This window comes from Frigoribacterium endophyticum (assembly GCF_011759585.1).
Taxonomy (GTDB): Bacteria; Actinomycetota; Actinomycetes; order Actinomycetales; family Microbacteriaceae; genus Frigoribacterium; species Frigoribacterium endophyticum.
This window is the reverse complement of sequence record NZ_JAAOYV010000001.1, coordinates 1,390,344-1,416,642: the sequence shown is the minus strand read 5'-3', so window position 1 is coordinate 1,416,642 and position 26,299 is coordinate 1,390,344. Positions and strand designations below refer to the sequence as shown.

The 26,299-nt window shown below is 72.9% G+C and carries 22 protein-coding genes; 17 read left to right on the top strand and 5 right to left on the bottom strand.

What is annotated here, in order from left to right; all coding sequences use genetic code 11:
- Nucleotides 1-10 precede the first annotated feature (10 nt).
- Nucleotides 11-823 (bottom strand): ParA family protein, encoded by an 813-nt coding sequence (locus FHR77_RS06575; RefSeq protein ID WP_056055961.1) that lies wholly within the window; start codon nt 821-823, stop codon nt 11-13.
- 103 nt (nt 824-926) lie between these two features.
- Between FHR77_RS06575 and FHR77_RS06570 the strand changes: the two genes are divergently transcribed.
- Nucleotides 927-1,424: a peptide deformylase gene (locus FHR77_RS06570; protein WP_167259269.1), complete on the top strand. Its 498-nt coding sequence runs from the start codon at nt 927-929 to the stop codon at nt 1,422-1,424.
- Between the two features lie 25 nt (nt 1,425-1,449).
- Here FHR77_RS06570 and FHR77_RS06565 read toward each other — a convergent pair whose 3' ends face one another.
- Nucleotides 1,450-3,303, bottom strand: coding sequence for an AMP-binding protein (locus tag FHR77_RS06565; protein ID WP_167259268.1), 1,854 nt, complete (start codon nt 3,301-3,303; stop codon nt 1,450-1,452).
- Nucleotides 3,304-3,402: 99 nt separating this feature from the next.
- On the opposite strand from FHR77_RS06565, the gene FHR77_RS06560 reads away from it, so the two are divergent.
- From FHR77_RS06560 to FHR77_RS06550, 3 genes are read left to right on the top strand one after another with little or no spacing between them, the layout of a single operon-like run.
- Nucleotides 3,403-4,353, top strand: coding sequence for an ROK family glucokinase (locus FHR77_RS06560; protein ID WP_056055112.1), 951 nt, complete (start codon nt 3,403-3,405; stop codon nt 4,351-4,353).
- A gap of 34 nt (nt 4,354-4,387) precedes the next feature.
- Nucleotides 4,388-5,077, top strand: coding sequence for a lysophospholipid acyltransferase family protein (locus FHR77_RS06555; protein WP_056055110.1), 690 nt, complete (start codon nt 4,388-4,390; stop codon nt 5,075-5,077).
- 52 nt (nt 5,078-5,129) lie between these two features.
- Nucleotides 5,130-6,503 carry a class II 3-deoxy-7-phosphoheptulonate synthase gene (locus FHR77_RS06550; RefSeq protein ID WP_167259267.1) on the top strand — a complete coding sequence of 458 codons (1,374 nt, stop codon included), beginning with the start codon at nt 5,130-5,132 and terminating at the stop codon, nt 6,501-6,503.
- Nucleotides 6,504-6,577: 74 nt separating this feature from the next.
- Here FHR77_RS06550 and pknB read toward each other — a convergent pair whose 3' ends face one another.
- Both pknB and FHR77_RS06540 read right to left on the bottom strand, forming a co-directional pair.
- Entirely contained in the window at nt 6,578-8,536 is a 1,959-nt protein-coding gene (pknB, locus tag FHR77_RS06545; protein WP_208380718.1) for a Stk1 family PASTA domain-containing Ser/Thr kinase, read from the bottom strand.
- 105 nt (nt 8,537-8,641) lie between these two features.
- Nucleotides 8,642-9,895: a LysM peptidoglycan-binding domain-containing protein gene (locus FHR77_RS06540; protein WP_424955677.1), complete on the bottom strand. Its 1,254-nt coding sequence runs from the start codon at nt 9,893-9,895 to the stop codon at nt 8,642-8,644.
- Between the two features lie 278 nt (nt 9,896-10,173).
- On the opposite strand from FHR77_RS06540, the gene FHR77_RS06535 reads away from it, so the two are divergent.
- Complete coding sequence (locus FHR77_RS06535) at nt 10,174-10,530, top strand: Rv2175c family DNA-binding protein (RefSeq protein WP_341777248.1); 357 nt, start codon at nt 10,174-10,176, stop codon at nt 10,528-10,530.
- A 48-nt stretch (nt 10,531-10,578) separates the two neighbouring features.
- Here the strand turns inward: FHR77_RS06535 and FHR77_RS06530 are convergent, their stop codons facing one another.
- Complete coding sequence (locus FHR77_RS06530) at nt 10,579-11,700, bottom strand: polyprenyl synthetase family protein (protein WP_167259264.1); 1,122 nt, start codon at nt 11,698-11,700, stop codon at nt 10,579-10,581.
- Nucleotides 11,701-11,796: 96 nt separating this feature from the next.
- Here FHR77_RS06530 and FHR77_RS06525 point away from each other — a divergent pair, with 96 nt between their 5' ends.
- From FHR77_RS06525 to murC, 12 genes are all read left to right on the top strand, one after another.
- Nucleotides 11,797-12,201, top strand: a complete 405-nt coding sequence (locus tag FHR77_RS06525; protein WP_056055956.1) for a DUF3040 domain-containing protein — start codon at nt 11,797-11,799, stop codon at nt 12,199-12,201.
- 365 nt (nt 12,202-12,566) lie between these two features.
- A complete protein-coding gene (gene mraZ / locus FHR77_RS06520) occupies nt 12,567-12,998 on the top strand; it encodes a division/cell wall cluster transcriptional repressor MraZ (RefSeq protein WP_056055098.1) in 432 nt (143 codons plus the stop codon).
- A gap of 103 nt (nt 12,999-13,101) precedes the next feature.
- A complete protein-coding gene (rsmH, locus tag FHR77_RS06515; protein WP_167259263.1) occupies nt 13,102-14,052 on the top strand; it encodes a 16S rRNA (cytosine(1402)-N(4))-methyltransferase RsmH in 951 nt (316 codons plus the stop codon).
- Nucleotides 14,049-14,702 carry a cell division protein FtsL gene (gene ftsL / locus FHR77_RS06510; RefSeq protein WP_167259262.1) on the top strand — a complete coding sequence of 218 codons (654 nt, stop codon included), beginning with the start codon at nt 14,049-14,051 and terminating at the stop codon, nt 14,700-14,702. The genes rsmH and ftsL overlap by 4 nt, the downstream gene beginning before the upstream one ends.
- 76 nt (nt 14,703-14,778) lie before the next feature.
- Nucleotides 14,779-16,608: a peptidoglycan D,D-transpeptidase FtsI family protein gene (locus FHR77_RS06505; protein WP_341777247.1), complete on the top strand. Its 1,830-nt coding sequence runs from the start codon at nt 14,779-14,781 to the stop codon at nt 16,606-16,608.
- Between the two features lie 14 nt (nt 16,609-16,622).
- Entirely contained in the window at nt 16,623-18,176 is a 1,554-nt protein-coding gene (locus FHR77_RS06500) for a Mur ligase family protein (RefSeq protein ID WP_167259261.1), read from the top strand.
- A complete protein-coding gene (locus FHR77_RS06495; RefSeq protein WP_167259260.1) occupies nt 18,173-19,579 on the top strand; it encodes a UDP-N-acetylmuramoyl-tripeptide--D-alanyl-D-alanine ligase in 1,407 nt (468 codons plus the stop codon). Before FHR77_RS06500 ends, FHR77_RS06495 begins: the two co-directional genes overlap by 4 nt.
- Nucleotides 19,576-20,679: a phospho-N-acetylmuramoyl-pentapeptide-transferase gene (gene mraY, locus FHR77_RS06490; RefSeq protein WP_056055088.1), complete on the top strand. Its 1,104-nt coding sequence runs from the start codon at nt 19,576-19,578 to the stop codon at nt 20,677-20,679. Before FHR77_RS06495 ends, mraY begins: the two co-directional genes overlap by 4 nt.
- Nucleotides 20,676-22,247, top strand: coding sequence for a UDP-N-acetylmuramoyl-L-alanine--D-glutamate ligase (gene murD / locus FHR77_RS06485; protein ID WP_167259259.1), 1,572 nt, complete (start codon nt 20,676-20,678; stop codon nt 22,245-22,247). The genes mraY and murD overlap by 4 nt, the downstream gene beginning before the upstream one ends.
- On the top strand, nt 22,204-23,592 hold the full coding sequence (gene ftsW / locus FHR77_RS06480; protein WP_167259258.1) for a putative lipid II flippase FtsW: 1,389 nt from the start codon (nt 22,204-22,206) through the stop codon (nt 23,590-23,592). The genes murD and ftsW overlap by 44 nt, the downstream gene beginning before the upstream one ends.
- Nucleotides 23,589-24,752 carry a UDP-N-acetylglucosamine--N-acetylmuramyl-(pentapeptide) pyrophosphoryl-undecaprenol N-acetylglucosamine transferase gene (locus FHR77_RS06475; protein WP_167259257.1) on the top strand — a complete coding sequence of 388 codons (1,164 nt, stop codon included), beginning with the start codon at nt 23,589-23,591 and terminating at the stop codon, nt 24,750-24,752. Before ftsW ends, FHR77_RS06475 begins: the two co-directional genes overlap by 4 nt.
- The gene (murC, locus tag FHR77_RS06470) at nt 24,749-26,179 is read left to right on the top strand and encodes a UDP-N-acetylmuramate--L-alanine ligase (protein WP_167259256.1); all 1,431 of its coding nucleotides are present in this window, start codon (nt 24,749-24,751) and stop codon (nt 26,177-26,179) included. The genes FHR77_RS06475 and murC overlap by 4 nt, the downstream gene beginning before the upstream one ends.
- Nucleotides 26,180-26,299 lie beyond the last annotated feature (120 nt).

Here is a 26,299-nt window from a genome sequence, read left to right as displayed (position 1 = left end):
GCGCCGTCGATCAGCGGGCCGCGGGCTCCGCGTAGTCGCCGATCTTCGCCGTGCGCATGATGCGCTCGAGCAGCTGGTCGAAGTTGCGGGCCATCTCCTGCGCGCTCTCGCCGGGCCACGCGTGGAGCGGCTTCGCCGCGCCCTGTGCCTGCTGCAGGGAGGTGCGCTCCGGCAGCTGGGGGCTCAGCACGAGGGGGCCGAACATGTCGCGGAGCTCCTTGATGCGGAACTGGTGCTCGATGGACTGCACGCGCGCGCGGTTCACGATGATGCCGAGGGGCTGGAGGCGCGGTGACAGCCCGCGACGGATCTCCTCGATGGCCCGGAGCGCGCGGTCGGCCGCGGCGACGCTGAACAGGCCGGGCTCGGTGACGACGGTGACACGGTCGGACGCAGCCCAGGCGGTGCGCGTGAGGGCGTTGAGCGACGGGGCGCAGTCGATGAGGACGAGGTCGTAGTCGGCCTCGACGTTCGCCAGGGCCTCCTCGAGCTTCCAGATGTCGCGGATCGACGGGTGCGGGCCGTCGAAGTTGATGGCCGAGGGGCTGCCGATCATGACGTCGATCTTGCCCTGGCGCCCCTTGGTCCAGCCGCTGGGCGCGATCGCGGCCCGGACGGTCTTCTCCTTGGGGGAGGCGAGGACGTCGGCGACGTTGAGGTGGCCGGCGACGGTGATGTCGAGGCCCGTCGAGACGTCGGACTGCGGGTCGAGGTCGACCACCAGGGTACGGAGGCCCTTGGCGAAGGCCGCCGACGTGAGCCCGAGCGTCACGGTCGTCTTGCCGACGCCGCCCTTGAGAGAACTGACGCTGAGTACATGCACGACCACGACGATACCGTCCCCGGCGTCGAGACGCCTGCACGTCGTCCGCGCGGCACGCGGCGGGTGGGCGCGCGGACGGCTCCGGGCATGGTGGAGTAGGGGGGTGACCGTCAGAACCATCCGCCTCTTCGGCGACCCCGTCCTCCGCTCCCCGGCCGACCCCGTCGTCGTCGGCGACCCCCGGCTCGACTCGCTCGTCGCCGACCTCCTCGACACCGTGCGGGAGCCGGGGCGCGCGGGCGTCGCGGCGCCCCAGATCGGTGTCGACCTCCGCGCCTTCAGCTACAACGTCGACGGCGAGGTCGGCTACGTTCTCAACCCCGTCGTGGTCGAGGCCAGCGGCGAGCGAGGGCTCGTCGACGAGGGGTGCCTGTCCGTGCCCGGCTTCTGGTTCCCCACCCCGCGCTGGTCGTACGCCCGCGTCGAGGGTGTCGACCTCGCCGGCCGCCGCGTGGTGCTCGAGGGCACGGGCTTGATGGCCCAGGCGCTGCAGCACGAGACCGACCACCTGGCCGGGACCCTCTACGTGATGACCCTGGAGCCCGAGACGAAGCGCGACGCGATGCGCCAGATCCGGGCCAGCGACTGGTGGCGCGTGTAGCTCGCCGCGTCGCCGGCCCGGCGGGTCAGCGGGCCCGGCGCCCCGTCGGGGCGTCCGGGACGGTGCGCACGGACTCGGTCGTCGGGAAGACCGTGTAGAGGTCGGTGATCTCCTGGGCGAAGTCCCGCACCACGACCGCGCGCTTGACGCTCATCTTGGGCGTCAGGTGCCCCGCGGCCTCGGTGAGCTCCACAGGCAGCACCACGAACTTGCGGATCGACTCGGCCCTCGAGACGGCGTCGTTCGCCGTGTCGACGGCTCGCTGCACCTCGGCGAGCACCTTCGGGTGGCGGGCTGCCTCGGCCAGCGGCATGTCCGCCGCCTCGCCCGCGTTGTTGAGCCAGACGGGCAGCATCTCGGCGTCGAGGGTCACGAGGGCGCTGACGAACGGCTTCTGGTCGCCGACGACGACGACCTGCCCGACGAGCGGGTTCGCCCGGATCGGGTCCTCCAGGGCCGCCGGGGCGACGTTCTTGCCGCCCGCGGTGACGATGATCTCCTTCTTCCGGCCCGTGATGGTCAGGTACCCCTCGTCGTCGAGGCTTCCGAGGTCGCCCGTGCGGAACCAGCCGTCACGCAGCACCTCGGCGGTCGCCTCCTCGTCGTGCCAGTAGCCGGCGAAGACGTTCTCGCCCCGCACGAGCACCTCGCCGTCGTCGTCGATGCGGACGGAGACCCCCGGCAGGGCCGGGCCCACCGTGCCGATCTTGAAGCGCGAGACGAGGTTGACCGTCGCGGGGGCCGTCGTCTCCGTCAGGCCGTAGCCCTCCAGCACCCGGATGTCGAGGCTGCGGAAGAAGTGCCCGAGGCGTGTGCCGAGCGGGGCGGAGCCGGAGACCGCGTACCGGATGCGGCCGCCCATCGCCTTCTTGAGCTTGCTGTAGACGAGCCGGTCGAAGAGCGCGAAGCGGAGCTTCAGGCCGAGGGGGACCTCGCCGGCGTCGAGCGCCTTGCTGTGGGCCACCGCGACGGCCGCGGCCCGACGGAACACCCCGCCCTTGCCGCCGGCCTCCGCCTTCTGCTCGGCGGAGTTGTAGACCTTCTCGAAGACCCGTGGAACGGCGAGGAGGAAGGTCGGCCGGAACGACGCGAGGGAGGGGAGCAGCTGCTTCGTGTCGGCCTGGTGCCCGACCTTGACCCCCGCGTGCACGGAGAGGACGGCGATGAAGCGGGCGAACACGTGTGCGGTGGTGACGAACAGCAGGGTCGACGACCCGGGCGCGACGACGTCGCCCATGGCCACGGCGGCGTTGCGGCTCGTCTCCACGAAGTTGCCGTGGGTCAGCACGCAGCCCTTGGGGCGGCCCGTCGTGCCCGAGGTGTAGATGAGGGTCGCGACGTCCGCCGCGGTGGCCAGCCGACGCCTCCGGTCGATCTCCGCGTCGGGGACGCCCGCGCCCGACGCCGCGAGCTTCTCGAGGTCGCCGAGGTCGATCTGCCAGACGTGCCGCACGTCGGGCAGCTCGGGGTGGACCTCGTCGAACTTGGCGAAGTGGTCGGCGGTCTCGACGATGACCGCGGTGGCCCCCGAGTCGCTGAGGTTCCAGTGCACCTGGCTCGGGGCGCTCGTCTCGTAGACCGGCACCAGCATCGCGCCGGCGAACCACGTGGCGAAGTCGACCAGCGTCCACTCGTACCGCGTGCGGCACATCAGCCCGATCTTCTCGCCGGGCTCGACGCCGGCGGCGACCAGGCCCTTGGCGAGGGCCCGCACCTGGGCCAGGAACTCGGCCGCGGTGACGTCCTGCCAGCCCCCGACTCCGTCGGGGACGGCGAACAGCGCAGCGTCCGGGGTGAGGGCCGCCCGCTCGACCAGGAGGTCGGTGGCGTTGGCGGCGGGGTCCGGCTCGACGGCCAGGGGGGTGGTGTGTTCGTTCACGGCAGCTCCTTCGGTACCGAACGACGGTCCCCTCACCCTAGCCGGACCGGCCCGTCCGGTGGCGAGCCCGGGAGCGGGGCGAGGCTAGACTCCCTGTTCGTGCAGGCAATCGGAATCGACATCGGTGGTACGAAGATCGCGGGTGGCGTCGTCACCGAACTCGGGGAGATCGTCGAGGAGCGTCGCGTGCCGACCCCGGCCGGCGACTCCGCCGCCATCGTGGACGCCGTGGTCGAGATGATCACCGCCCTCCGCGCCGCCCACCCCGACGTCGTCGCGGCGGGCGTCGCCGCCCCCGGCTTCATCGACGCCTCGCAGTCCACCGTCTACTACACGCCGAACATCGCGTGGCGGAACGAGCCCCTGCGCGCCCGTCTGGCCGAGCGCATCGACCTCCCGATCACGATCGACAACGACGCCAACGCGGCGGGCTGGGCGGAGTTCCGGTTCGGCGCCGGGCGGCTGGCCAGCGACATGACCATGCTCACCATCGGCACCGGGGTCGGCGGCGCCGTCGTGGCCCAGGACCGCCTCATGCGCGGAGGCTTCGGCACGGGCGGCGAGCTCGGCCACATGCGCATCGTCCCCGACGGCCTGCCCTGCGGCTGCGGGGCCCGCGGCTGCATCGAGCAGTACGGCTCGGGCCGGGCCCTCCTCCGCATGGCCGGCGAGGTCGCCGACCAGGGCGGCGTGGGCAGCGCCCTCGCCGAGGTCCGCACGCGCAAGGGCGAGCTCACCGGCCACGACGTGAGCGACCTGCTCACGGCGGGGGACCCGGGCGCCCTCGAGGCCCTCCGACAGCTCGGCACCTGGCTCGGCCAGGCCGCCGCGTCGCTGAGCGCCATCCTCGACCCCCAGGTCTTCGTCTTCGGCGGAGGCGTCGCGCAGGCCGGTGAGCTGCTGCTCGCCCCCGTCCGCGCTGCCTACCTCGAGCACCTGCCGGCGCGCGGCTACCACCCCGAGCCCGAGTTCGTCATCGCCGAGCTCGTCAACGACGCGGGCGTCGTCGGCGCCGCCGACCTCGCGCGGGTGCACGCCGCGAGCCGCTAGGCTCCGACCGCTCAGAGAAGAGAGGCTCCGCCCGATGCTGTACTGGTTCCTCAAGACGTTCGTGGCGAGCCCGCTCGTCCTCACCGTCTTCCGCCCGTGGGTGCGCGGCCTCGAGAACGTGCCCGCGACCGGTGCCGTCATCTTCGCGAGCAACCACCTGTCGTTCGTCGACTCGATCTTCCTTCCCCTGGCCCTCGAGCGCCGCATCTCCTTCCTCGCCAAGAGCGACTACTTCACGGGGCGCGGCGTCAAGGGCTGGGCCATGCGGCTCTTCTTCACCGCGACCGGCCAGCTCTCCATCGACCGCTCGGGGGGCAAGGCGTCGGAGGCGTCGCTCGCGACGGGCCTGGCGGTCCTGGCGCGGGGCGAGCAGCTGGGCATCTACCCCGAGGGCACTCGCAGCCCCGACGGCCGCCTCTACCGGGGCCGCACCGGCGTCGCCCGGATGATCCTCGAGGGGCATGTGCCGGTCGTGCCGGTCGCGATGATCGACACCGAGAAGGTGATGCAGACGGGCACGAAGATCCCGAAGATCCGCCGGGTAGGGGTCGTCTTCGGCGAGCCGCTCGACTTCAGCCGGTTCGAGGGGATGGAGGGCGACCGCTTCATCCTCCGGTCGATCACGGACGAGATCATGTACGAGCTGGCGGCCCTGAGCGGCCAGGAGTACGCCGACGTGTACGCCTCCTCCGTCAAGGAGAAGCGCGCGGCCCTTTCGCGATAAGCTCGCTCGTCGGAACCGACCGGCTCCGCCCCTCCGAGACGCAAGGACGACCGTGGTCCAGCCCCCTGAACCGTTCGCAGCCATCGCCGACGCCGACGTGCTCGAGGGCCTCGACCGCTGGCGCACCCTGCCGATCAAGCAGCAGCCCCGCTGGCCCGACGGCGCGGCCGTCGAGGCCGCCTCGGCCGAGCTCGCCACGCTGCCGCCCCTCGTCTTCGCCGGCGAGGTCGACACCCTCCGCGAGCGGCTCGCGGCGGCGGCGCAGGGGCGGGCGTTCCTGCTGCAGGGCGGCGACTGTGCCGAGACCTTCGCCGGGGCCACGGCCGACCAGATCCGAGACCGGGTCAAGACCATCCTCCAGATGGCGGTCGTGCTGACCTACGGCGCCTCGATGCCCGTCATCAAGATGGGCCGCATGGCCGGCCAGTTCGCCAAGCCCCGCTCGAGCGACGACGAGACCCGTGACGGCGTGACCCTGCCCGCGTACCGCGGAGACATCGTCAACGGCTACGACTTCACGCCCGAGTCCCGGCGTGCCGACCCGGCACGGCTCGTGAAGGGCTACCACACCTCCGCGTCGACCATCAACCTGATCCGGGCCTTCACGCAGGGCGGCTTCGCCGACCTCCGCCAGGTGCACAGCTGGAACAAGGGCTTCGCCCGGAACCCCGCCAACGCCCAGTACGAGAACCTCGCCCGCGAGATCGACAAGGCCATCCGCTTCATGGAGGCCGCCGGGGCCGACTTCGACGAGCTCAAGCGCGTCGAGTTCTACACCAGCCACGAGGGCCTGCTGATGGACTACGAGCGCCCCATGACGCGCATCGACAGTCGCACGGGCACGCCCTACGTCCTCTCGTCGCACTTCGTCTGGATCGGTGAGCGGACGCGCGACCTCGACGGTGCCCACGTCGACTTCCTCTCGCGGGTGCGCAACCCCATCGGCGTCAAGCTCGGCCCGAGCACGACCCCCGACGACATGCTGCGGCTGATCGACGTGCTCGACCCCGACCGTGAGCCCGGCCGCCTGACCTTCATCACGCGCATGGGCGCGGGCAAGATCCGCGACGCCCTGCCGCCCCTCCTCGAGGCCATCTCGGCCGCCGACGCCACGCCGCTGTGGGTCAGCGACCCGATGCACGGCAACGGCCTGACGACGCCGACCGGCTACAAGACGCGTCGGTTCGAGGAGATCATGGACGAGGTCAAGGGCTTCTTCGAGTCGCACCGCGCCGCGGGCACGCACCCGGGCGGCATCCACATCGAGCTGACGGGCGACGACGTGACCGAGTGCCTCGGCGGCTCGGAGCACATCGACGAGGCCACGCTGGCGACGCGGTACGAGTCGCTCTGCGACCCGCGCCTCAACCACATGCAGTCGCTCGAGCTCGCCTTCCTGGTCGCGGAGGAGCTGGCGGCCGTCTGACCCGCGCCTCCCGCATGCCCAGCGCCTGACGCCCCGCCTTCCTCGAGAGGGCGGGGCGTCGGTCGTCGCGGGGCCTACTCGACGCGGTAGCTCAGGGCGATCGTCGATCCGCGGGCCGCCGTGCCGCCCGGAGCGGGGTCCGTGGCGGTCACGGTGAGGCGCGCCTCCCAGTCGAAGAAGGCGCAGGTGAAGTTCGTGCACTTGTCGTACGTCACTCGGAGGCCGAGGGCGCGGAGCTCGGCGACCGCGTCGTCGATGGTCTTGCCCGTGACGTCCGGGACGGTGACCGGCGCCGGCCCCTTCGAGACGACGAGGTCGAGGGTCGCTCCGGGCACGAGCACACCGTCGGTCTGGGCCTCGCTGCGGATGACGGAGCCCGAGGCGACGGTGTCGCTGAACTCGGTGCCCGCCTCCTGCCCGGAGAGGGAGACGGCGGCCAGCGCTGCCTGGGCCTCCGCGAGCGGCTGGCCGCTGACGTCGGGCACCGGCCCGGCCGAGACGGTGAGCGTGACCGGGCGCTGCTCGCCGTACTGGGCAGCCGAGCTCAGGTCGACGGGAGAGCCGGAGTCGTCGACGCCGCTCAGGGCGATGACGGCGCCCTCGGGGACGGCGGGATCGAACTGCGTCGAGGAGTCGCCCACGGTGAAGTCGCCGAGGGCAGCACGGGCGTCCTCCTCCGAGAGGCCGACGACGGTGGGGAGGTCGAGCTGCTGGGGGCCCTGGGAGACGACCAGCGTCACGGGGCGGTCCCGTGCCACCCGCGAGCTCGCCGACGGGTCCGTGCCGGTGACCTGCCCGGCCGGCACGGTCGGGGAGAAGTCGGTCCTCTGCTCGGGGGCGACGGTGAGCCCGGCGGCCTGGAGCGCGCTGGTCGCGGCGGTGGGATCCTGACCGGTGACGTCCGGGACGGCGATCTGCGCACCGGGGCCGGCACTGAACCACCAGCCGGCGCCTCCGGCGAGCAGTGCGAGCACGACGACGAGGGAGAGCCACACGGCGCCTCGTCGCCGCCGACGGGCAGCCACTGCGGCGAGCTTGTCGACGTTGGCGGCCTGCGGAGGCGGGACGGGCCCTGTCCGGTGGCGCGCCCGCGGGAGGACGTGCGTCTCGCCCGTCGCACCGCGGGGGAGCACGGACGTCGCCGAGGTCGGCGCCGACGCGGGGGCGGGCGGCAGCACCATCGTGCGCTGCGCAGGCCTCGCGCCTGCCGGGTCCGCCAACGCCCGCTGCACGTCGACGAGCTGCTCGAGCAGCGCGCGGGCGTCGCGGGGGCGGTGCTCGGGGTCGCGGGCCGTGGCCCAGAGCACGAGCTCGTCGAGCTCCACCGGCACGCCCGGTGCGACGAGGCTCGGTGCGGGCACCGTGTCGTTGGCGTGCTGGTAGGCGATCTGCATCGGCTGCTCGCCCTTGTAGGGCTGCTCGCCGGTGAGCATCTCGTAGAGCATGATGCCGAGGGCGTAGATGTCGCTGCGGGTGTCGGCGATGCCGCGCGTGACCAGCTCGGGCGAGAGGTACGCGATCGTCCCGAGCAGGGCCGCGCCGGTGGCGGTGTTGGCGGTGGCAGCGCGGGCGAGCCCGAAGTCGCCGATCTTGATGCGGCCGTCGTCGGCCAGCAGCACGTTCTCGGGCTTGAGGTCGCGGTGCACGATGCCGGCGCGGTGCGCGGCGGCGAGGCCGGCCAGCACCGCCTCGAGGATGTCCATCGCCTGCTCGCTGGTGAGCACGGAGTGGTCCTGGAGGAGCTCGCGCAGCGTGATGCCGGGCAGGTACTCCATGACGAGGTACGCGCTGTCGTCGTCCTGCCCCTGGTCGAAGACGTTGACCACGTTGGGGTGGGCGAGCCGGGCGGCCGAGCGGGCCTCCTGGATGAAGCGCTCCTTGAACGAGGCGTCGTCGGCGAGGTGGCCGTGCATGATCTTGATCGCGACGCGTCGTTCGAGCCGCAGGTCGGTGGCGAGGTACACGGTGGCCATGCCGCCCCGGGCGATGCGTGAGCGGACCTGGTAACGATCGTCGATGAGACGGCCGATCATCGGGTCAGTCTGGTTCACGCTCACCCCGCAGATTCTACGGACTCGCCCCGTCCCGGCAGCGCGGACTCACCGGCGGGGTCGCAACAACGCCCGCGCCGGCGGGGCTCAGCCCAGGGTCGCGAGCCAGGAGGCGGCGGGCCCCTCCCACTTGGCGTACGCGGTCGGGTGCGCCGACAGCTGCACGGCCTGGGCCGCCGCCGTGAGCGACATGCCCGACCAGCCCTTGACGTCGAGGAGGCCCCGGGTCTTGCCGACGTTGGGGTTGGTGCGGCCGCCGAAGAAGAGCTTGGTGGCGTGGACGGGGTCGGTCAGCTGGGCCACCGTGCCCCACCCCGTGCTGGGGCGCTGCTGGTAGAGGCCGACCGAGTCGCGGTCGCCCCAGTCGATGTTCCGGAGGCTCGACTCCTGCGCCGCCGCCGCCAGGGCGACGACGATCGCGCGGTCTCCGACGCCCAGCTCCCGACCGACGCGGATGATCGTGCGGGCGTTGCCCTGCTGCTCGGCGGTGAGGGCGGTGCCGACCGCGAGGGGCGTGGCCGACGTGGCGACGACGGTCGTCGCGGGGGCCGACGTCGTGCCGGTGGGCGTGCCGCTCGTCGAGGGGATCGTCAGCGTCGTCCCGGCGTAGATCGTGCTCGTGAAGCCGAGGCCGTTGGCGGCGAGGAGCGCCTTCGTGCTGACGCCCGAGCGAGCGGCGATCGACGCCACGGTGTCGCCCGACCGGATGATGTACGACGAGGAGCCCGTCGACGCGGCGGGCGGCGTCGAGACGGACGGGGCCGGCGTGCTGCTCGCGGCGGCGGCACCCGGCAGGGCGAGCTGCTGGCCGGGGTAGATGATGCTCGACCAGGAGAGGCCGTTCGCCTGCAGCAGCGCGCTCGTGCTGACGCCGTGGGCGCCGGCGATGGAGCTGAGCGTGTCGCCGCGGGCGATCGTGTAGCGGGTCGGCGAGGAGGAGGCGCGGCTGCTGCTCACGGGGACGCTGGGGGCCGCTGCGGCGCCGGCCACGAGGCTCAGGGCCTGCCCGGGGAAGATGGTGGACTTCCAGCTCAGGCCGTTGAGCGCCAGGACGCTGGCCGTGCTGAGTCCGAACGAGCCCGCGATGCTCGCGACGGTGTCGCCGGACTTCACGGTGTAGCTCGACGGGGCGGTCGCGGCCGCGGTCTGGACCAGCGCCTCCTGCGGGGCCTCGGCCACCGGGGGAGTCGTCGGGAGCGTGGGGCGGGGGGTCGTGTGCGGCTCCTTCACCGGGCGCGGCGCGTGGTCGACCGAGGCGACGGGGCCGGTGAGCCCGAGGGCCATGGAGCCGGCGAGCACGATCGGGACCGTGTTGAGCATCGAGCGGGCGACCCGGCTCATGGCGCGGCCGTCGTCGGGCACGAGCGCGGGCCGCGCGAAGGCCGTGCCCGCCGTGGTCGTGGCGGCGGCGGGCGTGCCGGTCGGGGTGCTGTCGTTCATGAGGTGATCCTCGGCTCGGGGAGTCCGACACGGCCGTGGCCTGGCCCCCGGCGACATGTCTCGATGGCACCAAGCTGACACAGAAGGAGAACCAAGTCAATCAGTGTGACGGGAGTGACGGATGTGACTCGGGGGGCTCAGCGTTCCCCGTCGCGGCCCGGGCGTGGCAAGGTTGTGGCGTGACCGATCTCTCCCAGAAGCCCTGGTTCGCCGACGCCGAGTGGCTGACCGTCCCCGACCTCGTCGAGATGCTCGGCGTGAGCGTCAGCCGTGTGCACCGCCTGGTCGAGGAGCACGTGCTGCTCGCCACGAGGGTCGGCGGCGTCACGAAGGTCCCCGCGGTCTTCGTCGTCGACGGCGAGCCGATGCACGAGCTGCGCGGCACCGCCACCGTCCTCGCCGACAACGGCTTCACCGACGACGAGGCGATCGACTGGATGCTCTCCGTCGAGGAGTCGCTCGGCACCAGCCCGGTCGAGGCGCTGCGGGCCGGCCGGAAGGCCGAGGTCCGCCGCGTCGCCCAGAGCCTCCTCTAGCGGGGCCCCACCCCGACCCGCGGGGCGCCCCCGCCCCGCGACGGACGCTCAGTAGTCGCGGCGGGTGACCGTCTCGGCGAGACGCGCCAGCTGCGACCGGGCGGACGGCGCCAGGTCGGCACGGTCGAGGGCCTGCACGGCGCGCTCCACCTGGTCCGAGATCGATCGCTCGACGGCGTCCACGGCCCCGCTCTCGCGGAGCGTGGCCTGCAGCACGCCGATCTGGTCGTCGTCGAGGTCGGGGTCGCCGAGCAGCTCGTCGAGCAGCCGCACCGCCGACGACGGCAGCTCGCGCCGCGCGGTCGCCACCAGGACGGTGCGCTTGCCCTCGCGGAGGTCGTCCCCGGCGGGCTTCCCGGTGACGGCGGGGTCGCCGAACACGCCGAGCATGTCGTCACGCAGCTGGTAGGCGATGCCGAGCGGCAGGCCGAAGGCGCGCAGGGCCGCGAGGGCCTCGTCGCTGCCGCCGGCCATGGCGGCGCCGATCGTGAGGGGCGCCTCCACGCTGTACTTCGCCGACTTGTAGACGATGACGCGCTGGGCGCGCGGCAGCAGCTCCGCGTCGGGCACGCTCCGCCACGCGCCCTCCTCGAGGATGTCCAGGTACTGGCCGACCGTCACCTCCGTCCGCATCCGGTTGAACTCGCGTCGCGCCGACCGCGCGGCGTCGCGGGAGGCGAGGGAGTCGAGCGCGGCGCTCACCTGCTCGTCGCTCCAGGCGAGCAGCAGGTCTCCCATCAGCAGGGCGCCGGAGGTGCCGAACGCGCCCGGCGACCCGAGCCACGCGCCGTCGCGGTGCAGGGCCTCGAACCGACGGTGCGCCGCGGGCAGCCCGCGCCGGGTGTCGGAGTTGTCCATGATGTCGTCGTGGACGAGGGCGGCGGCGTGGAAGAACTCCAGGCCGACGGAGGCGGCCATCACGGCGTCGAGGGAGCGCTCGTCGACGCTGCGGGCGAGCGGGTCGAAGCCCACGTCGAGCCCGGCGACCGACTGCCACCCCCAGTAGCAGAACAGCGCGCGGAACCGCTTGCCGCCCCGGAGCAGATCGCTCGAGAAGAGGGCGAACGGGTCGAGGTCCGGAGCGATGCTCCGGAGCGCAGGACGCTGCCCCTCGAGGAACGCGTCGATGCGCTCTTGGACGACGTCCACTAACCGCGTACTCTCAGCCACGCGCCTAGCCTAGCCACAGGGGCCAGGCATACACTCGCACGTACCGATCGCGCCGATCCCGAGGCCGAGGGGCCCGTGTTCGAAGGGAACAACACCATGCCGCTTTCCGAGCAGGAGCAGCGCCTCCTCGAAGAGATGGAGCGGAGCCTCTACAGCAACGACTCCGACTTCGTGGCGACGGTCGGCGGCCGCGGCCGTCCCAACTACACGATGGTCGTCGTGGGCGTCCTCGCAGCTCTGGTCGGCATCGCCGTCATCGTCACCGGCGTCATCCTCCGCACCCCGCCGATCGGGCCGCTCGTCGGCGTCCTGGGCTTCGTCATCCTCGTCGCCGGCGCGCTGTTCGCGATCGCACCTCCTCGCCGCAGGGGCGCGCCCGCCCCGGCCCCCACGACCTCGGCTCGTCCGTCGGCGGCGCGCCCGCAGCGCGGCGGTGGCGGCAGCATGATGGACCGCTTCTCCGATCGCTGGGACCGCCGACAGGACGGCGACCGCCGGTAACGTCCCACCCGCGCACGCGGCACACCACGACCTCAGGGGTCGGCCTCCGGGCCGGCCCCTTCGTCGTGTCCGGGGCGTCGTCGCGAGCGTCGCCTCCGGCCACGGGTCTCCACGTCGCGTCCACCCTGCCTCCACTTCGCTCCACCGACGCCTGCGGCGGGCGGGCCCGCGGCCGCTCGAGGGCTCCCGGCCCGCCGCCGCGCCCAGGGCACTCCCGATGTCCTCCACTCTCGTGACCCCCGAACTGGAGCGGATCGGAGGGGGCGACCCGCGCCTCCGGGGCCGTTTCTCGTTGCTGAGTGGTGCGTTGTGGAGTAAAGTGGAGGCACGTGCCACCGGGTGCGGGGGGCGAAGGGGGAGAGGGCATGTTCCTCGGCACCTATTCGCCCAAGCTCGACGAGAAGGGCCGCATCATCCTCCCCGCCAAGTTCCGTGACGAGCTGGCCTCCGGCCTCGTCATGACCCGTGGGCAGGAGCGCTGCGTCTACGTCTTCAGCCAGGCCGAGTTCGAGAGCATGCACGACCGCATCCGACAGGCACCGATCACGAGCAAGGAGGGCCGCGACTACATGCGCCTCTTCCTCTCCGGTGCCAGCGACGAGGTCCCCGACAAGCAGGGCCGCGTCACCGTCCCCGCGCAGCTGCGCGACTACGCCGGCCTCGGCCGTGAGCTCACCGTGATCGGCGCGGGCAACCGTGCCGAGATCTGGGCCACCGAGGCGTGGGACGCCTACTACGAGGCCCAGGAGGCCGCGTTCGCCAACACCACGGAGGAGGTGATCCCCGGCCTCTTCTAGTTCCTCGAGCCTGACTCCCAGCCGTCCGCCCTGGCGCACCTTCCCCGGTGCCAGGTCGTGAGGGATGGGGATCAGGCCCCGGGAGCCCGAGACCGTCGTCGCCATGGCAGAACAGATCCACACCCCCGTGCTCCTCGAGCGCACCCTCGAGCTCCTCGCCCCCGCCCTGTCGCGCCCCGGCGCCGTCGTGGTCGACGCGACCCTCGGCATGGGCGGCCACAGCGAGGCGATGCTGCAGAGGTTCCCCGAGCTGACCGTCGTCGGCCTCGACCGCGACACCGAGGCGCTGGCCATCGCGGGGGAGCGCCTCGCGGGCTTCGGCGAGCGGGCGCGCCTCGTGCACACCCGCTACGACGGGGTGGCCGACGCCCTCGACGGCCTCGGGTACGACACCGTCGACGCCGTCCTCTTCGACCTCGGCGTCTCGTCGCTCCAGCTCGACCGGGTCGAGCGCGGCTTCTCGTACTCGAAGGACGCTCCGCTCGACATGCGGATGGACCCGACCGCCCCGGTCACGGCCGAGCGGATCCTCGCCGAGTACCCCGAGTCCGAGCTGCGGCGCATCTTCTACCAGTACGGAGAAGAGAAGCTGGCCCCGCGCTACGCCCGCCGCATCGTCGAGCAGCGCGTCGAGGCGCCGCTCGTCCGCAGCGGCGAGCTGGTCGACCTCCTCATCGCCGCGACGCCCATGGCCCTGCAGCGGGCAGGCCACCCCGCCAAGCGCGTCTTCCAGGCGCTGCGCATCGAGGTCAACGGCGAGCTCGCCTCGCTCGAGGCCGCCGTGCCGGCGGCCCTCGACCGCCTGGCAGAGTCCGGGCGCATCGTCGTCCTCGCGTACCAGTCCCTCGAGGACCGCTTCGTCAAGCGCGAGCTGGCGGCCCGGACGACGTCGACGGCCCCGCAGGGGCTCCCCGTCGAGCTGCCCGAGCACCGCCCCGAGTTCAAGCTCCTCGTGCGGGGCGCCGAGCTGGCCACCGACGCCGAGATCGACGAGAACCCCCGAGCACGACCCGTGCGGCTGCGCGCCGCCGAACGAATCCGGAGAGCAGCATGAGCACCGCGGCCGTCAGCCCGATCCCGCAGCCCGCCCGCGCCCCCCGCCGGGCTCCGGTCGAGATCGTCACCACCCGTGCCCAGCGTCGTGCCCGGCCGCGCATCGCCTACGCGCTCGTGGCCACGGCGGCGCTCTTCGTCCTCCTGCTCGGGCAGCTCGCCATCAGCATCGCCCTGAGCGACGGCGCCTACACGATCTCCGACCTGCAGGCCGAGAAGGCCGAGCTGACCCGCGACCAGCAGAAGTACTCCGAGCAGCTCGACGTGCTGTCGTCCCCGCAGAACGTGGCGAACAACGCCGAGCGACTCGGCATGGTGCGCAACTCGAACCCGGTCTACCTCGACCCGGCGACCGGTGCGGTGCACGGCGTCCCCGCCCCCGCCGACGGCGCGGCGGACGGCACCGACAACCTCATCCCGAACACGCTGCTCGACGGCGTGCCGCTCGTCACCCAGCCGCCGGCGGGCGTGCCCGCCGAGACCGCCGACGGCGCCGCCGCGGGGTCCTCCCCGGTCGACCCGACCGCCGCAGCGGGCACCGCGGCGGCTGCCGCCGCCGACTCCGCCGCGCCGGGCGCGGCGGGCGCGCAGAACGCCGATGCGTCGGTAGCCTCGGCCCCGAACCAGCTGGCGGCTCCCGAGACCCGCTAGCGGCGTGCCCGTGAGGGCGTGCCGGACGACGACAGCGGTGGGTGCACGACGACCCGTCCGCGGTGAGGAACCTCTCGTGAACCCTGCTCCCCGCACCGGCGGCCGTCGTGGCCGACCGCACAGCGAGCTCCGCAGCCGACGGCTGCGCGCGACCCTAGCCATGGCCGTGGTGATCGCGCTGGTCGGAGTGTTCGTGGTCAGGCTGGCCGACATCCAGATCGTCCAGGCCTCCGAGCTGAACGCCCAGTCGCTGAACAAGCGCGAGATCCGTCAGGTCACCTACGGCGACCGGGGCGACATCGTCTCGTCCGACGGCACCGTCCTCGCCGGCAGCGTCACGCGGTACAACATCACGGCCGCACCGGCTTTCGCCGAGGACGTCACGGTCACGGAGACCGCGGCCGACGGGACGACCTCGAAGCAGCCCCTCACGGTCGAGCAGGTGCTGGCGCGCGTCGCCGACATCACCGGCGGCGACGAGGCCGCGATGCAGAAGAGCATCTCCGACGACCCCGAGGCGAACTTCGCCTATCTGGTGAAGGGCGTCGACGTCGACGCCTTCCGCGCCGTGCGCGACCTGAAGAACAGCGGCGTCTCGTGGCTCTACTACGAGCGCCAGTCGGCCCGCTCGTACCCGAACGGGTCGGTCGCGGGCAACCTGACCGGCTTCATCGGGACGGACGGCCCGCAGGCGGGGCTCGAGCTGAGCGCCGACCAGTGCCTGGCCGGCACCGACGGGCTCCAGACCTACGAGCGCGGCGCGGACGGCGTGCAGCTGCCCGGCAGCACGGTGACCACGCAGGAGGCGGCGCCCGGCGGCACCCTGTCGCTCACCATCGACTCCGACCTCCAGTACATGGCGCAGCAGGCCGTCGCCGAGCAGGCGCAGGCCATCGGGGCGGAGTCGGCCACGGCGGTCGTCCAGGAGGTCAAGACGGGCAAGCTGCTCGCCGTCGCCGACTGGCCCGCGGTCGACCCCAACGACGTGAACCTCACGAAGGACGTCGCCGACCTCGGCTCGAAGGCCTTCACCTCGTCGTACGAGCCCGGCTCGACCTTCAAGGCGATGACGGCCGCGATGCTCCTCGACTCCGGCAAGGCCGCTCCCACCAGCCGGGTGACCGTGCCCTACTCGCGCACCTTCCCGTGGGGCGGCGAGATCCACGACGCGACCTTCCACCCCACCGAGCAGCTGACCCTCACGGGCGTGCTCCGCGACTCCTCGAACGTCGGCATCTCGCTGCTCGGCCAGAACCTCTCGGCGGAGCAGCGCCACGACTACATGGTGAAGTTCGGCCTGAACGAGCCGACCGCCGTGGGCTTCCTCGGCGAGCCGACCTCGGGCGTCCGCCCCGCCTCCGACTGGGACCAGCAGACGAGCATCAACACGATGTTCGGCCAGGGCGTGCAGACGACGGCCGTGCACGTCGCGGGCATCTTCCAGACCCTCGGCAACCACGGCCTGCGCCTCCCCACCTCCCTCGTCGAGGGCTGCACCGCTCCCGACGGCACCGTGACGATGGCCCCGAGCACCGAGGGCGTCCAGGCGGTCTCTCCCGCCGCGGCCGACTCGACCGTGAACATGATCGAGAAGGTCGTCAGCGACGGCGACCTCAAGGACGTCCTCACCATCCCCGGCTACCGTGTCGGCGCCAAGACCGGCACCGCCGAGGTCGCCAAGTCCGACGGCACGGGGTACGGCTCCGACCGCATCGTCTCGGTCGCCGGCCTCGCCCCCGCGGAGGACCCGCAGTACGTCGTCGTCGTGACGTTCACCAAGCCCAGTACCATCAAGACGTCGGCTGCTGCGGCTCCGACCTTCAACAAGATCATGTCCCAGGTCCTCGAGATGTACCGCGTCCCTCCGTCGACGGAGCCCGCACCGGTCATCCCCCAGACCTGGTGAGAGAAGAGGATTCTTTGAACGCCCGGATCCCCCCGGTCCTCCGACCGGAACATCCGTCCGCGAGGTCGCTCGGCCAGCTGGTCAGCGAGTTCGGACTCGAGCACGACGGCTCCCTCGACGGCGTCGAGGTGACCGGCGTGACGCTGAGCACCGGCGACCTGCACCCGGGCGACCTCTACGTCGGCGTGCCCGGCGAGCACCGGCACGGCGCCGAGTTCGCCGCGCAGGCCCGCGACGGCGGCGCCGTCGCCCTGATGACCGACCGCCGTGGCCTCGAGATCGCGCGCGACGTCGGGCTCCCGGTCGTGCTCGTCGACTCGCCGCGTGCGGCCCTCGGCGACGTCTCCGCCTGGATCTACCGCACGGGCGAGGGCACCGACTCGCCCCTCCTCTTCGCCGTCACCGGCACCAACGGCAAGACCAGCACCTCCTACCTCCTGGAGGGCGTCCTCCGTCAGCTCGGCCTCGTGACGGGGCTGAGCAGCACCGCCGAGCGCCACATCGGCGACCTCACGGTCGTCAGCCGTCTCACGACCCCCGAGGCGAGCGAGATGCACGCCCTGCTGGCCCGCATGCGCGAGAGCGAGGTCCGCGCCGTCGCCGTCGAGGTCAGCGCCCAGGCGCTCAGCCGCAACCGGGTCGACGGTCTCGTCTTCGACGTGGCCGCGTTCACGAACCTCAGCCACGACCACCTCGACGACTACGCCGACATGGAGGAGTACTTCCAGGCGAAGCTGCCGCTCTTCCAGCCCGACCGCTCGCGCCGCGCGGTCATCTCGCTCGACTCCCCGTGGGGCCAGCGCGTCGTCGACAGCGCCCGGGTGCCGTTGACGACGATCACGATCCTCCCCGAGGTCGAGGCCGACTGGCGCGTCGAGATCCTCGACGAGCAGGCCGCGTGGACGGAGTTCCGCCTGACCGGCCCCGAGTCCCGCGAGCTCGTCACCCGGGTGCCGCTGATCGGCTGGCACATGGTCGCGAACGCGGCCCTCGCCCTCGTCATGCTGGTCGAGGCCGGCTTCGAGCTGGGCGCCATCGAGCAGGCCCTCGCGGCCGACGGCGGCATCGTGGCCTACCTGCCCGGCCGCACCGAGCGCGTCTCCGGCGACCGGGGCCCGAGCGTCTACGTCGACTTCGGGCACAGCCCCGACGCCTTCCTCACCACCCTGGCCGCGGTTCGCCGCTTCACGCCCGGCAAGGTCATCATGCTGTTCGGCGCCGACGGCGACCGTGACAAGACCAAGCGGGCCGAGATGGCGCGCGTCGCGGCGGCGGGCTCCGACGTCCTCGTCGTCACCGACCACCACCCCCGCTTCGAGGACCCGCAGGCGATCCGCACGACGCTCGTCGAGGCCGCCCGGGCCGCCTTCCCCGAGCACGAGATCCACGAGGTCAGCCCGCCCGAGGCCGCGATCCGCACCGCCGTCGGCCTGGCCGACGAGGGTGACTCGATCCTCTGGGCCGGGCCCGGCCACCAGGACTACCGCGACATCCGAGGCGAGCGCACGCCGTACTCGGCGCGCGACGAGGCACGAGCGGCGCTCCGAGAGGCCGGGTGGGCCGAGTGATCGCCCTCACCGTCGCCGAGATCGTCGAGATCACGGGCGGCTCCCTCGCCCCCGGGCAGGAGTCGCGGGCCGAGCAGGTCGTGTCCGGCTCGGTCGAGACCGACTCCCGTCTGGTCCAGCCCGGCTCCGTCTTCGTCGCCCTGCGCGGCGAGGTCACCGACGGCCGCCTGTTCGTCGGGTCCGCCGTCGAGCGCGGCGCCGCCCTCGTCGTGGCCGAGGCGGCCGTCGACGTGGACGTGCCCGTCGTCGTGGTCGACGACGGCGTCACGGCGCTCTCCCGCCTGGCCGCCGCGGTCGTCGAGCGCGTCCGCCGCCGCGGTGCCCTACGCGTCGTGGGCGTGACGGGCTCGAACGGCAAGACCAGCACGAAGAACATGCTCCGCGCCGTGCTCGGCGACGTCGCCGCGACGGTCGCTCCCCAGGGCTCGTTCAACAACCACGTCGGTGCGCCGATCTCGATGCTCCGCATCGACGACGACACCGAGTACCTGGTCGTCGAGATGGGGGCGTCCGGCCCGGGCGAGATCGCCCGTCTCGTCCAGATCGCGCGCCCCGACACCGGCGTCGTGCTCAAGGTCGGCCTCGCCCACGCCGGCGGCTTCGGAGGGATCGAGGGCACCCGCGCCGCGAAGTCCGAGATGGTGACCGACCTCCCCGAGACCGGGACGGCCATCCTCAACGCCGACGACGACCGCGTCGCCGGGATGGCGTCCGTCACGGCCGCGCGCGTGGTGACCTTCGGGCTCTCCTCGTCGGCGGACTACCGTGCCTCCGACGTCGACGTGACGGCCGAGGGCACCTCCTTCACCTTCGCCCACGGCGACCTGACCCGCCGGGTGTCGCTGCGCATCCTCGGCGAGCACCACGTGATGAACGCCCTCGCCGCCCTCGCGGTCGCGGGGGAGTGGGGCCTCGACCTCGACCGCGCCGCGACGGTGCTCGAGGGCGTCGCCCGCGCCGAGCGTTGGCGGATGGAGGTGCTCGACGGCGGCGACGGCGTCACCGTCGTCAACGACGCCTACAACGCGAGCCCCGACTCCGTGGCCGCCGCGCTGAAGACCCTCGTCCAGATCGTGCCCGAGGGCGGCCGCTCGATCGCCGTCCTCGGTGAGATGGCCGAGCTCGGCGACGCCGCCCGCGAGGAGCACGACCGCGTCGGTCGCCTCGTCGTACGGCTCAACGTCTCCCAGCTCGTGGTGGTCGGCCACGCCGCGCGCCACATCTCGACCGCGGCCGGGCTCGAGGGCTCGTGGGACGGCGAGTCCGTCCTCGTCGACGACGTCGACGCCGCCTACGAGCTGCTCCGTGGGCAGCTGCACCCCGGCGACGTCGTGCTCGTCAAGTCGTCGAAGTCGGCGGGCCTGCGCTTCCTCGGCGACCGCCTCGCGGGGGTGACCGAGTGATCGCGCTGCTCATCGCCGGCGGGTTTTCGCTGGTCTTCACGCTGCTCATGACGCCGCTGTTCATCCGGCTCTTCCACCGCCTCGGCTGGGGCCAGTTCATCCGCGACGACGGCCCGCAGTCGCACCACACCAAGCGCGGCACGGCGACCATGGGCGGCATCGTGCTCATCCTCGGCACCGTCATCGGGTACTTCCTGGGCCACCTGGTGGCCCGCGACGAGCTCACGCTCAGCGGGCTGCTGGTGCTGTTCATGATGGTGGGCCTCGGCACGGTCGGGTTCCTCGACGACTTCCTCAAGGTCCGCAACCAGCGGAGCCTCGGGCTCGGCGGCTGGGCGAAGATCGCCGGCCAGGTCGTGGTCGGCGCCGTCTTCGCCGTCCTCGCGCTGTCGTTCCCCAACGCGAACGGCCTGACCCCCGCCTCCACCGCGATCTCCGGCATCCGCGACATCTCGTGGCTCGACTTCATGGTGTTCGGCAGCGTCATCGGCGGGGGGCTCTTCCTCATCTGGGTCGTGCTGATCACGGTGAGCACCTCGAACGGCGTCAACGTGGCCGACGGCCTCGACGGCCTCGCGACGGGGTCGTCCATCCTCGCCATCGCGTCGTACATCTTCATCGGCTTCTGGCAGTTCAACCAGTCGTGCTTCAGCACGCGCCTCGACGAGACCACGCGGTCTGCCTGCTACACGGTGGCGAACCCGCTCGACCTCGCGGTCGTGGCGGCCGCGATCTGCGGCGGTCTCATCGGGTTCCTGTGGTGGAACACCTCGCCCGCGCAGATCTTCCTCGGCGACACCGGCTCGCTCGGCCTCGGCGGGGCGCTGGCCGCCCTGGCCATCCTCAGCCGCACCGAGCTGCTCCTCGTCCTGATCGGCGGCCTCTTCCTCGTCGTCACGGGCTCGGTGATCCTGCAACGCGCCTACTTCAAGATCACCAAGGGCAAACGGATCTTCCTGATGAGCCCCCTGCACCACCACTTCGAGCTCAAGGGCTGGGCGGAGGTCACGGTGGTCGTCCGGTTCTGGATCATCGCGGGCCTCTTCGTCGCGGCCGGCGTCGGGGTGTTCTACCTCGAGTGGATCTCGCGCACCTCGTGAGCGACGCGACCCTCGACCCCGCCCTGGCCGCACGCCTCGACGGCCTGAGCAGCTGGCACGCCGACTGGCGGGGCCTCCGCGTGCTCGTGCTCGGCCTCGGCGTGACCGGCTTCTCCGTGGCCGACACGCTCGCCGAGCTCGGCGCCCGCGTCGTCGTCCTGGCCCCGACCGTCGACGACGACCGGGCCGAGCTGCTGTCGCTCATCGGCGCCGAGCTCGTGCTCGACCCCGCGATGGAGGAGCCGCCGGCCGCCGTCGTCGAGCTCGCCCCGGAGCTCGTGGTCATCTCGCCGGGCTTCGCCCCGCACCACCCCCTCGCACGCTGGGCGGCCTCCAGCGGCGCGGCCGTCTGGGGCGACGTCGAGCTCGCCTGGCGCTTGCGCGACAAGACGGAGCGCGTGGCCGACTGGCTGCTCGTCACCGGCACGAACGGCAAGACGACGACGACGCAGCTCGCCACCGCGATGGCGACCCAGGGCGGCCGCCGGGCCGCCGCCTGCGGCAACATCGGCGTGCCCGTGCTCGACGCCGTCCGCGACCCCGACGGCTTCGACGTGCTCGTCGTCGAGCTGTCGAGCCACCAGCTGCACCAGCTGCCGACCGCCGGCCCGGGCGCCCTCCGGCCCCGCGCCTCCGTCTGCCTCAACCTCGAGGACGACCACCTCGAGTGGCACGGCAGCGCCCGCGCCTACCGCGACGCCAAGGCCAAGGTCTACGAGAACACGGTCGTGGCCTGCGTCTACAACAAGGCCGACGACGCGACGCTGCGCATGGTCGAGGAGGCCGACGTCGAGGAGGGCTGCCGCGCGGTGGGCTTCGGGCTCTCCGCCCCGGGCCCGAGCGACTTCGGGGTCGTCGCGGGCGACGACGACGCCGGAGTGCTCGTCGACCGGGCGTTCCTCGACGACCGGCGTCACCGGGCCTTGGAGCTCGCGACCACGACAGAGCTCGACGCGGCCGGCCTCGGCGCCGACCACCTCGTCGCCGACGTCCTGGCCGCCGCCGCCCTCGTGCGGGCCGTCGACGTCGACCCCGCGGCCGTCCGCGAGGCCGTGCTCGGCTTCCGCGTCGACCACCACCGCACGGAGCTCGTCGCCGAGGCCGGGGGAGTCCGCTTCGTCGACGACTCCAAGGCCACCAACCCGCACGCGGCCCGGGCCTCGCTGACGTCGGCGCCCTCGGTCGTCTGGGTCGTCGGCGGCACCTTCAAGGGAGTCGACCCCGCCCCGCTCGTCGACGACGTGGCCGACCGCCTCCGTGCGGTGGTCGTGATCGGCGTCGAGCGCGAGGTCGTGCTCGAGGCTCTCCGGCGACACGCGCCGGACGTCCCCGTGTTCGAGGTCGACGAGACCGACACTGAGCGGGTGATGCCGACGGCGGTCCGCCTCGCGGCGGAGGCCTCGCTCCCGGGCGACACGGTGCTGCTGGCACCGGCCGCGGCGTCCTTCGACCAGTTCACCGACTACACGGCACGCGGCCGAGCCTGGGCCGCCGCCGTCCACGAGCACCTGAGGGGTGACGCCGATGGCCGACCTGCCGTCCAGCCTCCCGCGCCGGCGACCGACTGACGCGTCGCGTCCCCGCGCGGCGGCGCCGCGCACCCGGTCCGCCGCCCCGTCGGCCCCCGCCGCGGCCCCGCCCGCCGCCCGCCCCACGGGTGCGCGCGAGGCCCGGGGGCACGGCGAGGGCGAGCACGGCGCGCACCCGCACGACGTGCGGCAGGCCGCCGCCGTCGTCGCGGTCAAGAAGCTCTTCGCCGCCGAGACCGGCTCGTTCTTCCTCATCCTCGGCACGACCCTCTTCATGGTCGTGCTGGGCCTCGTCATGGTCCTCTCCTCGTCGAGCGTCGAGCAGTACATCTCGTCGAAGCACACCTCGTTCTTCGGCGCCTTCATCCGCCAGGGCATGTACGCCGCCATCGGCGTGCCGCTCATGTTGATCGCCTCGCGGGTGCCGATCTGGTTCTGGAAGCGCTGGGCGTGGCACATCCTGCTGGCGGCCGTGGTCCTGCAGCTCCTCGTCTTCACCCCCCTGGGCTACGAGGTCGGCGGCAACCGGAACTGGATCCAGCTCGGCACGTCCTTCAGCGCGCAGCCCTCCGAGGCGGTGAAGCTCGCCCTGGCGGTCTGGCTCGGCATGATCCTCAGCGTCAAGCGCGACCTCCTCGACGACTGGAAGCACCTGGCGATCCCGCTCGTGCCCGTCGTCGGGGTGTCGGTGGGCCTCGTCATCCTCGGCGGCGACCTCGGCACGACGATGGTCATGCTCCTCCTGGTCTTCGCCGCGGTCTGGTTCGCCGGGGTGCGCCTCCGCTTCCTCGCCGTGCCCCTGCTGTTCCTGCTCGCCGTCGTGCCGATCATCGCCTCGGGCTCCGACTCCCGCAACGAGCGGATCGCCGCGTGGATGTCCGGCTGCACCGACTCGAGCGACTACCAGGCCGCCTGCTGGCAGTCGCTCCACGGCACCTGGGCCCTGGCCTCCGGCGGGCTGTTCGGCGTCGGCCTCGGCAACTCGAAGTCGAAGTGGTCGTGGCTGCCCGAGGCCGACAACGACTTCATCTTCGCCATCGTCGGTGAAGAGCTCGGGCTCATCGGCGCGATCGTCGTCCTCGCGCTCTTCGTCGTGCTCGCCGTCGGCTTCGTCAAGATCATCCGCCGCACGAACGACCCGTTCGTGCGGGTCGTCACGGGTGCCGTGACGGCGTGGATCATCGGCCAGGCCCTGATCAACATCGCGGTCGTCCTCGGGCTGCTGCCCGTGCTCGGCGTCCCCCTGCCGCTCATCTCCGCCGGGGGCTCGGCGCTGATCGTCACCCTCGCCGCCATCGGCGTCGTCCTGTCGTTCGCCCGCCGTCCGGAGGACCCGACCGTGCCCATGCCGCCCGTCGGGCAGCGGGTAGGGTCTCTCCGATGACCACGTACCTCCTCGCCGGCGGCGGCACCGCCGGGCACGTCAACCCGCTCCTGGCCGTGGCCGACCGTCTGCGGCGTCGTGAGCCCACCGCGACGATCCTCGTCCTCGGCACCGCCGAGGGCCTCGAGGCCCGGCTCGTCCCGCAGCGGGGCTACGAGCTGCTCACCGTGCCGCGTCTGCCCTTCCCCCGGCGCCCCTCCCGGGCGGCGCTCGGGTTCCCGGCGGCGCTGAAGGGGGCCGTCGACGGCGTCCGTCGCCTCCTCCGCGAGCACGCGGTCGACGTCGTCGTCGGCTTCGGCGGCTACGCTTCGGCGCCCGCCTACGTCGCCGCGCGTCGGGAGCACGTCCCGCTCGTCGTGCACGAGGCGAACGCGAAGCCCGGCATGGCGAACGTGCTGGGCTCGTTCCTCACGCCCCACGTCGGCGTCGTCTTCCGGTCGACGAAGCTCCGCGGGGCATGTCGCGTCGGCATGCCGCTCCGCGACGAGATCGAGACCCTCGACCGCCGGGCACGACGTCAGGAGGCGCTGGCCGAGTTCGGCCTCGACCCCGCGCTGCCCACGGTGCTGGTCACCGGCGGCTCCACCGGGGCCCGTCGCCTGAACGAGACGGTCGCGCGGTCCGCCGCCAGCATCGTGGGCGCCGGCTGGCAGGTGCTCCACATCACCGGCGAGAAGTCCGACCTCCGGTCGACCGGGCTGGCCGGGCACCACCTCCTCCGCTACTGCGACCGCATGGACCTCGCCCTCTCGGCCGCGGACTTCGTCGTGTCGCGGTCGGGCTCCGCGACCGTCAGCGAGCTGACCGCCCTCGGCCTGCCCTCGGTCCTCGTGCCCTACCCCGTCGGCAACGGCGAGCAGCGCTTCAACGCGACCGACGTCGTCGAGGCGGGCGGCGCCCTGCTCGTGGCCGACGCCGACTTCACGCCCGAGTGGGTCGACCGCGAGCTCGTGCGCCTGCTGCTCGACCGCGCCGCGATCGCCGACATGGCGGTCCGCGCGGCCACGGTCGGGGTGCGGGACGGGACCGACCGCACGGTCGACCTCGTCCTCGACGCCGTCGACCGCGCCTCCTCGTCGTCCCGTCCCGCCGCCCACGCGCGCGGCCGCTCGACGGCGACCCCGACCAGCCCCTCCGAGACGGACGCCGAGAACGCATGATCAAGCCAGACCTCCAGCAGCAGATCCCCGCCGACCTCGGGGCCGTCCACTTCGTCGGCATCGGCGGCTCGGGCATGAGCGGCATCGCCCGGGTCTTCCTGGCCGCGGGCCACCGCGTCACCGGCTCCGACATCCGCGAGTCGGCGGGGGTCTCGGCCCTGCGCGAGCTCGGGGCCGAGATCGCGATCGGCCACGACGCCGCGAACGTCGGCGACGCGGACACCCTCGTCGTCACGGGCGCCCTCTGGCAGGACAACCCGGAGTACCAGCGGGCCCTCGCCGACGGCGTCCCGGTGCTGCACCGGTCGCAGGCCCTCGCCGCCCTGATCGGCGGCCAGCGGCTCGTCTCGGTCGCGGGCGCGCACGGCAAGACGACCTCGACCGGGATGATCGTCACGGCCCTCCTCTCGGCCGGGCGCGACCCGAGCTTCGTCAACGGCGGCGTGATCCAGTCGCTCGGCGTGAGCGCGGCGGGCGGCTCGGAGGAGCTGGTCGTCGTCGAGGCCGACGAGTCCGACGGCTCGTTCCTGCTCTACGACACGGCGATCGCGCTGGTCACCAACGTCGACGCCGACCACCTCGACCACTACGGGTCGCACGAGGCGTTCGACCGGGCCTTCGTGGAGTTCGCGAGCGCCGCCTCGGAGCTCGTCGTCATCTCGAGCGACGACGCGGGTGCCCGGCGGGTCACGGAGGCGCTCGACCACCCCCGGGTCGTGACCTTCGGGGTCGACGCGTCGGCGGACGTCCGCATCACCGACGTCGCGTCGAGCGGGCCGGTGTCGTTCACGCTCCACCACGACGGCCGCAGCCTGCCCGTCCAGCTCCGCGTGCCGGGCCACCACAACGCCGTGAACGCGGCGGGCGCCTTCGCGGTGCTCGTGGGCCTCGGCGTCGACGCCGAGGCCGCCGTGCGCGGACTCGAGGCTTTCGGAGGCACCGAGCGGCGCTTCGAGCTGCACGGCACCGTGCGCGGCGTCAGCGTCTACGACGACTACGCCCACCACCCGACCGAGGTCGCCGCGGCGCTGCAGGCCGCCCGGTCGGTCGTGGGGGAGGGGCGCCTGATCGCCGTGCACCAGCCCCACCTGTACAGCCGCACGCGGATGATGGCCGGCGACTTCGCCGAGACCTACGAGCGGCTCGCCGACCACACGATCGTCCTCGACGTCTACGGGGCCCGCGAGGACCCGGAGCCCGGCGTGACCGGAGCGCTCGTCTCGGGGGCGTTCCACGACGCCGGCCGTGTCGACTTCGTGCCGGACTGGCAGTCGGCGGCCGTCCGCGCCGCGGAGGTCGCGCGGGCGGGGGACTTCGTCATCACCCTCGGCTGCGGCGACGTCTACCGCATCGTGCCCCAGCTGCTCGGCGCGCTCGACGCCGCCACCGCCCCCGACCCGTCGACCGCGGAGGAGACCGGAGCGTGAAGCGCCCCGAAGGCTTCGAGCCGCCCCCGGAGCCCGCCCCCGAGCCGCCGGCGGACGGCCACGGCCGACCGTCCCTCGCCGACCGGCTGGCGCGGCGCCGCCGTGGCGCGGAGACGCCGG

Bases quoted from the DNA above. Each gene is read 5' to 3' on its own strand.
- FHR77_RS06555 (WP_056055110.1), top strand. From the start codon at position 4,388: ATGCTGTACTGGTTCCTCAAGACGTTCGTGGCGAGCCCGCTCGTCCTC.
- pknB (WP_208380718.1), bottom strand. From the start codon at position 8,536: ATGATCGGCCGTCTCATCGACGATCGTTACCAGGTCCGCTCACGCATC.
- FHR77_RS06540 (WP_424955677.1), bottom strand. From the start codon at position 9,895: ATGAGCCGGGTCGCCCGCTCGATGCTCAACACGGTCCCGATCGTGCTC.
- FHR77_RS06525 (WP_056055956.1), top strand. From the start codon at position 11,797: ATGCCGCTTTCCGAGCAGGAGCAGCGCCTCCTCGAAGAGATGGAGCGG.
- mraZ (WP_056055098.1), top strand. From the start codon at position 12,567: ATGTTCCTCGGCACCTATTCGCCCAAGCTCGACGAGAAGGGCCGCATC.
- rsmH (WP_167259263.1), top strand. From the start codon at position 13,102: ATGGCAGAACAGATCCACACCCCCGTGCTCCTCGAGCGCACCCTCGAG.
- ftsL (WP_167259262.1), top strand. From the start codon at position 14,049: ATGAGCACCGCGGCCGTCAGCCCGATCCCGCAGCCCGCCCGCGCCCCC.
- ftsW (WP_167259258.1), top strand. From the start codon at position 22,204: ATGGCCGACCTGCCGTCCAGCCTCCCGCGCCGGCGACCGACTGACGCG.
- FHR77_RS06475 (WP_167259257.1), top strand. From the start codon at position 23,589: ATGACCACGTACCTCCTCGCCGGCGGCGGCACCGCCGGGCACGTCAAC.
- murC (WP_167259256.1), top strand. From the start codon at position 24,749: ATGATCAAGCCAGACCTCCAGCAGCAGATCCCCGCCGACCTCGGGGCC.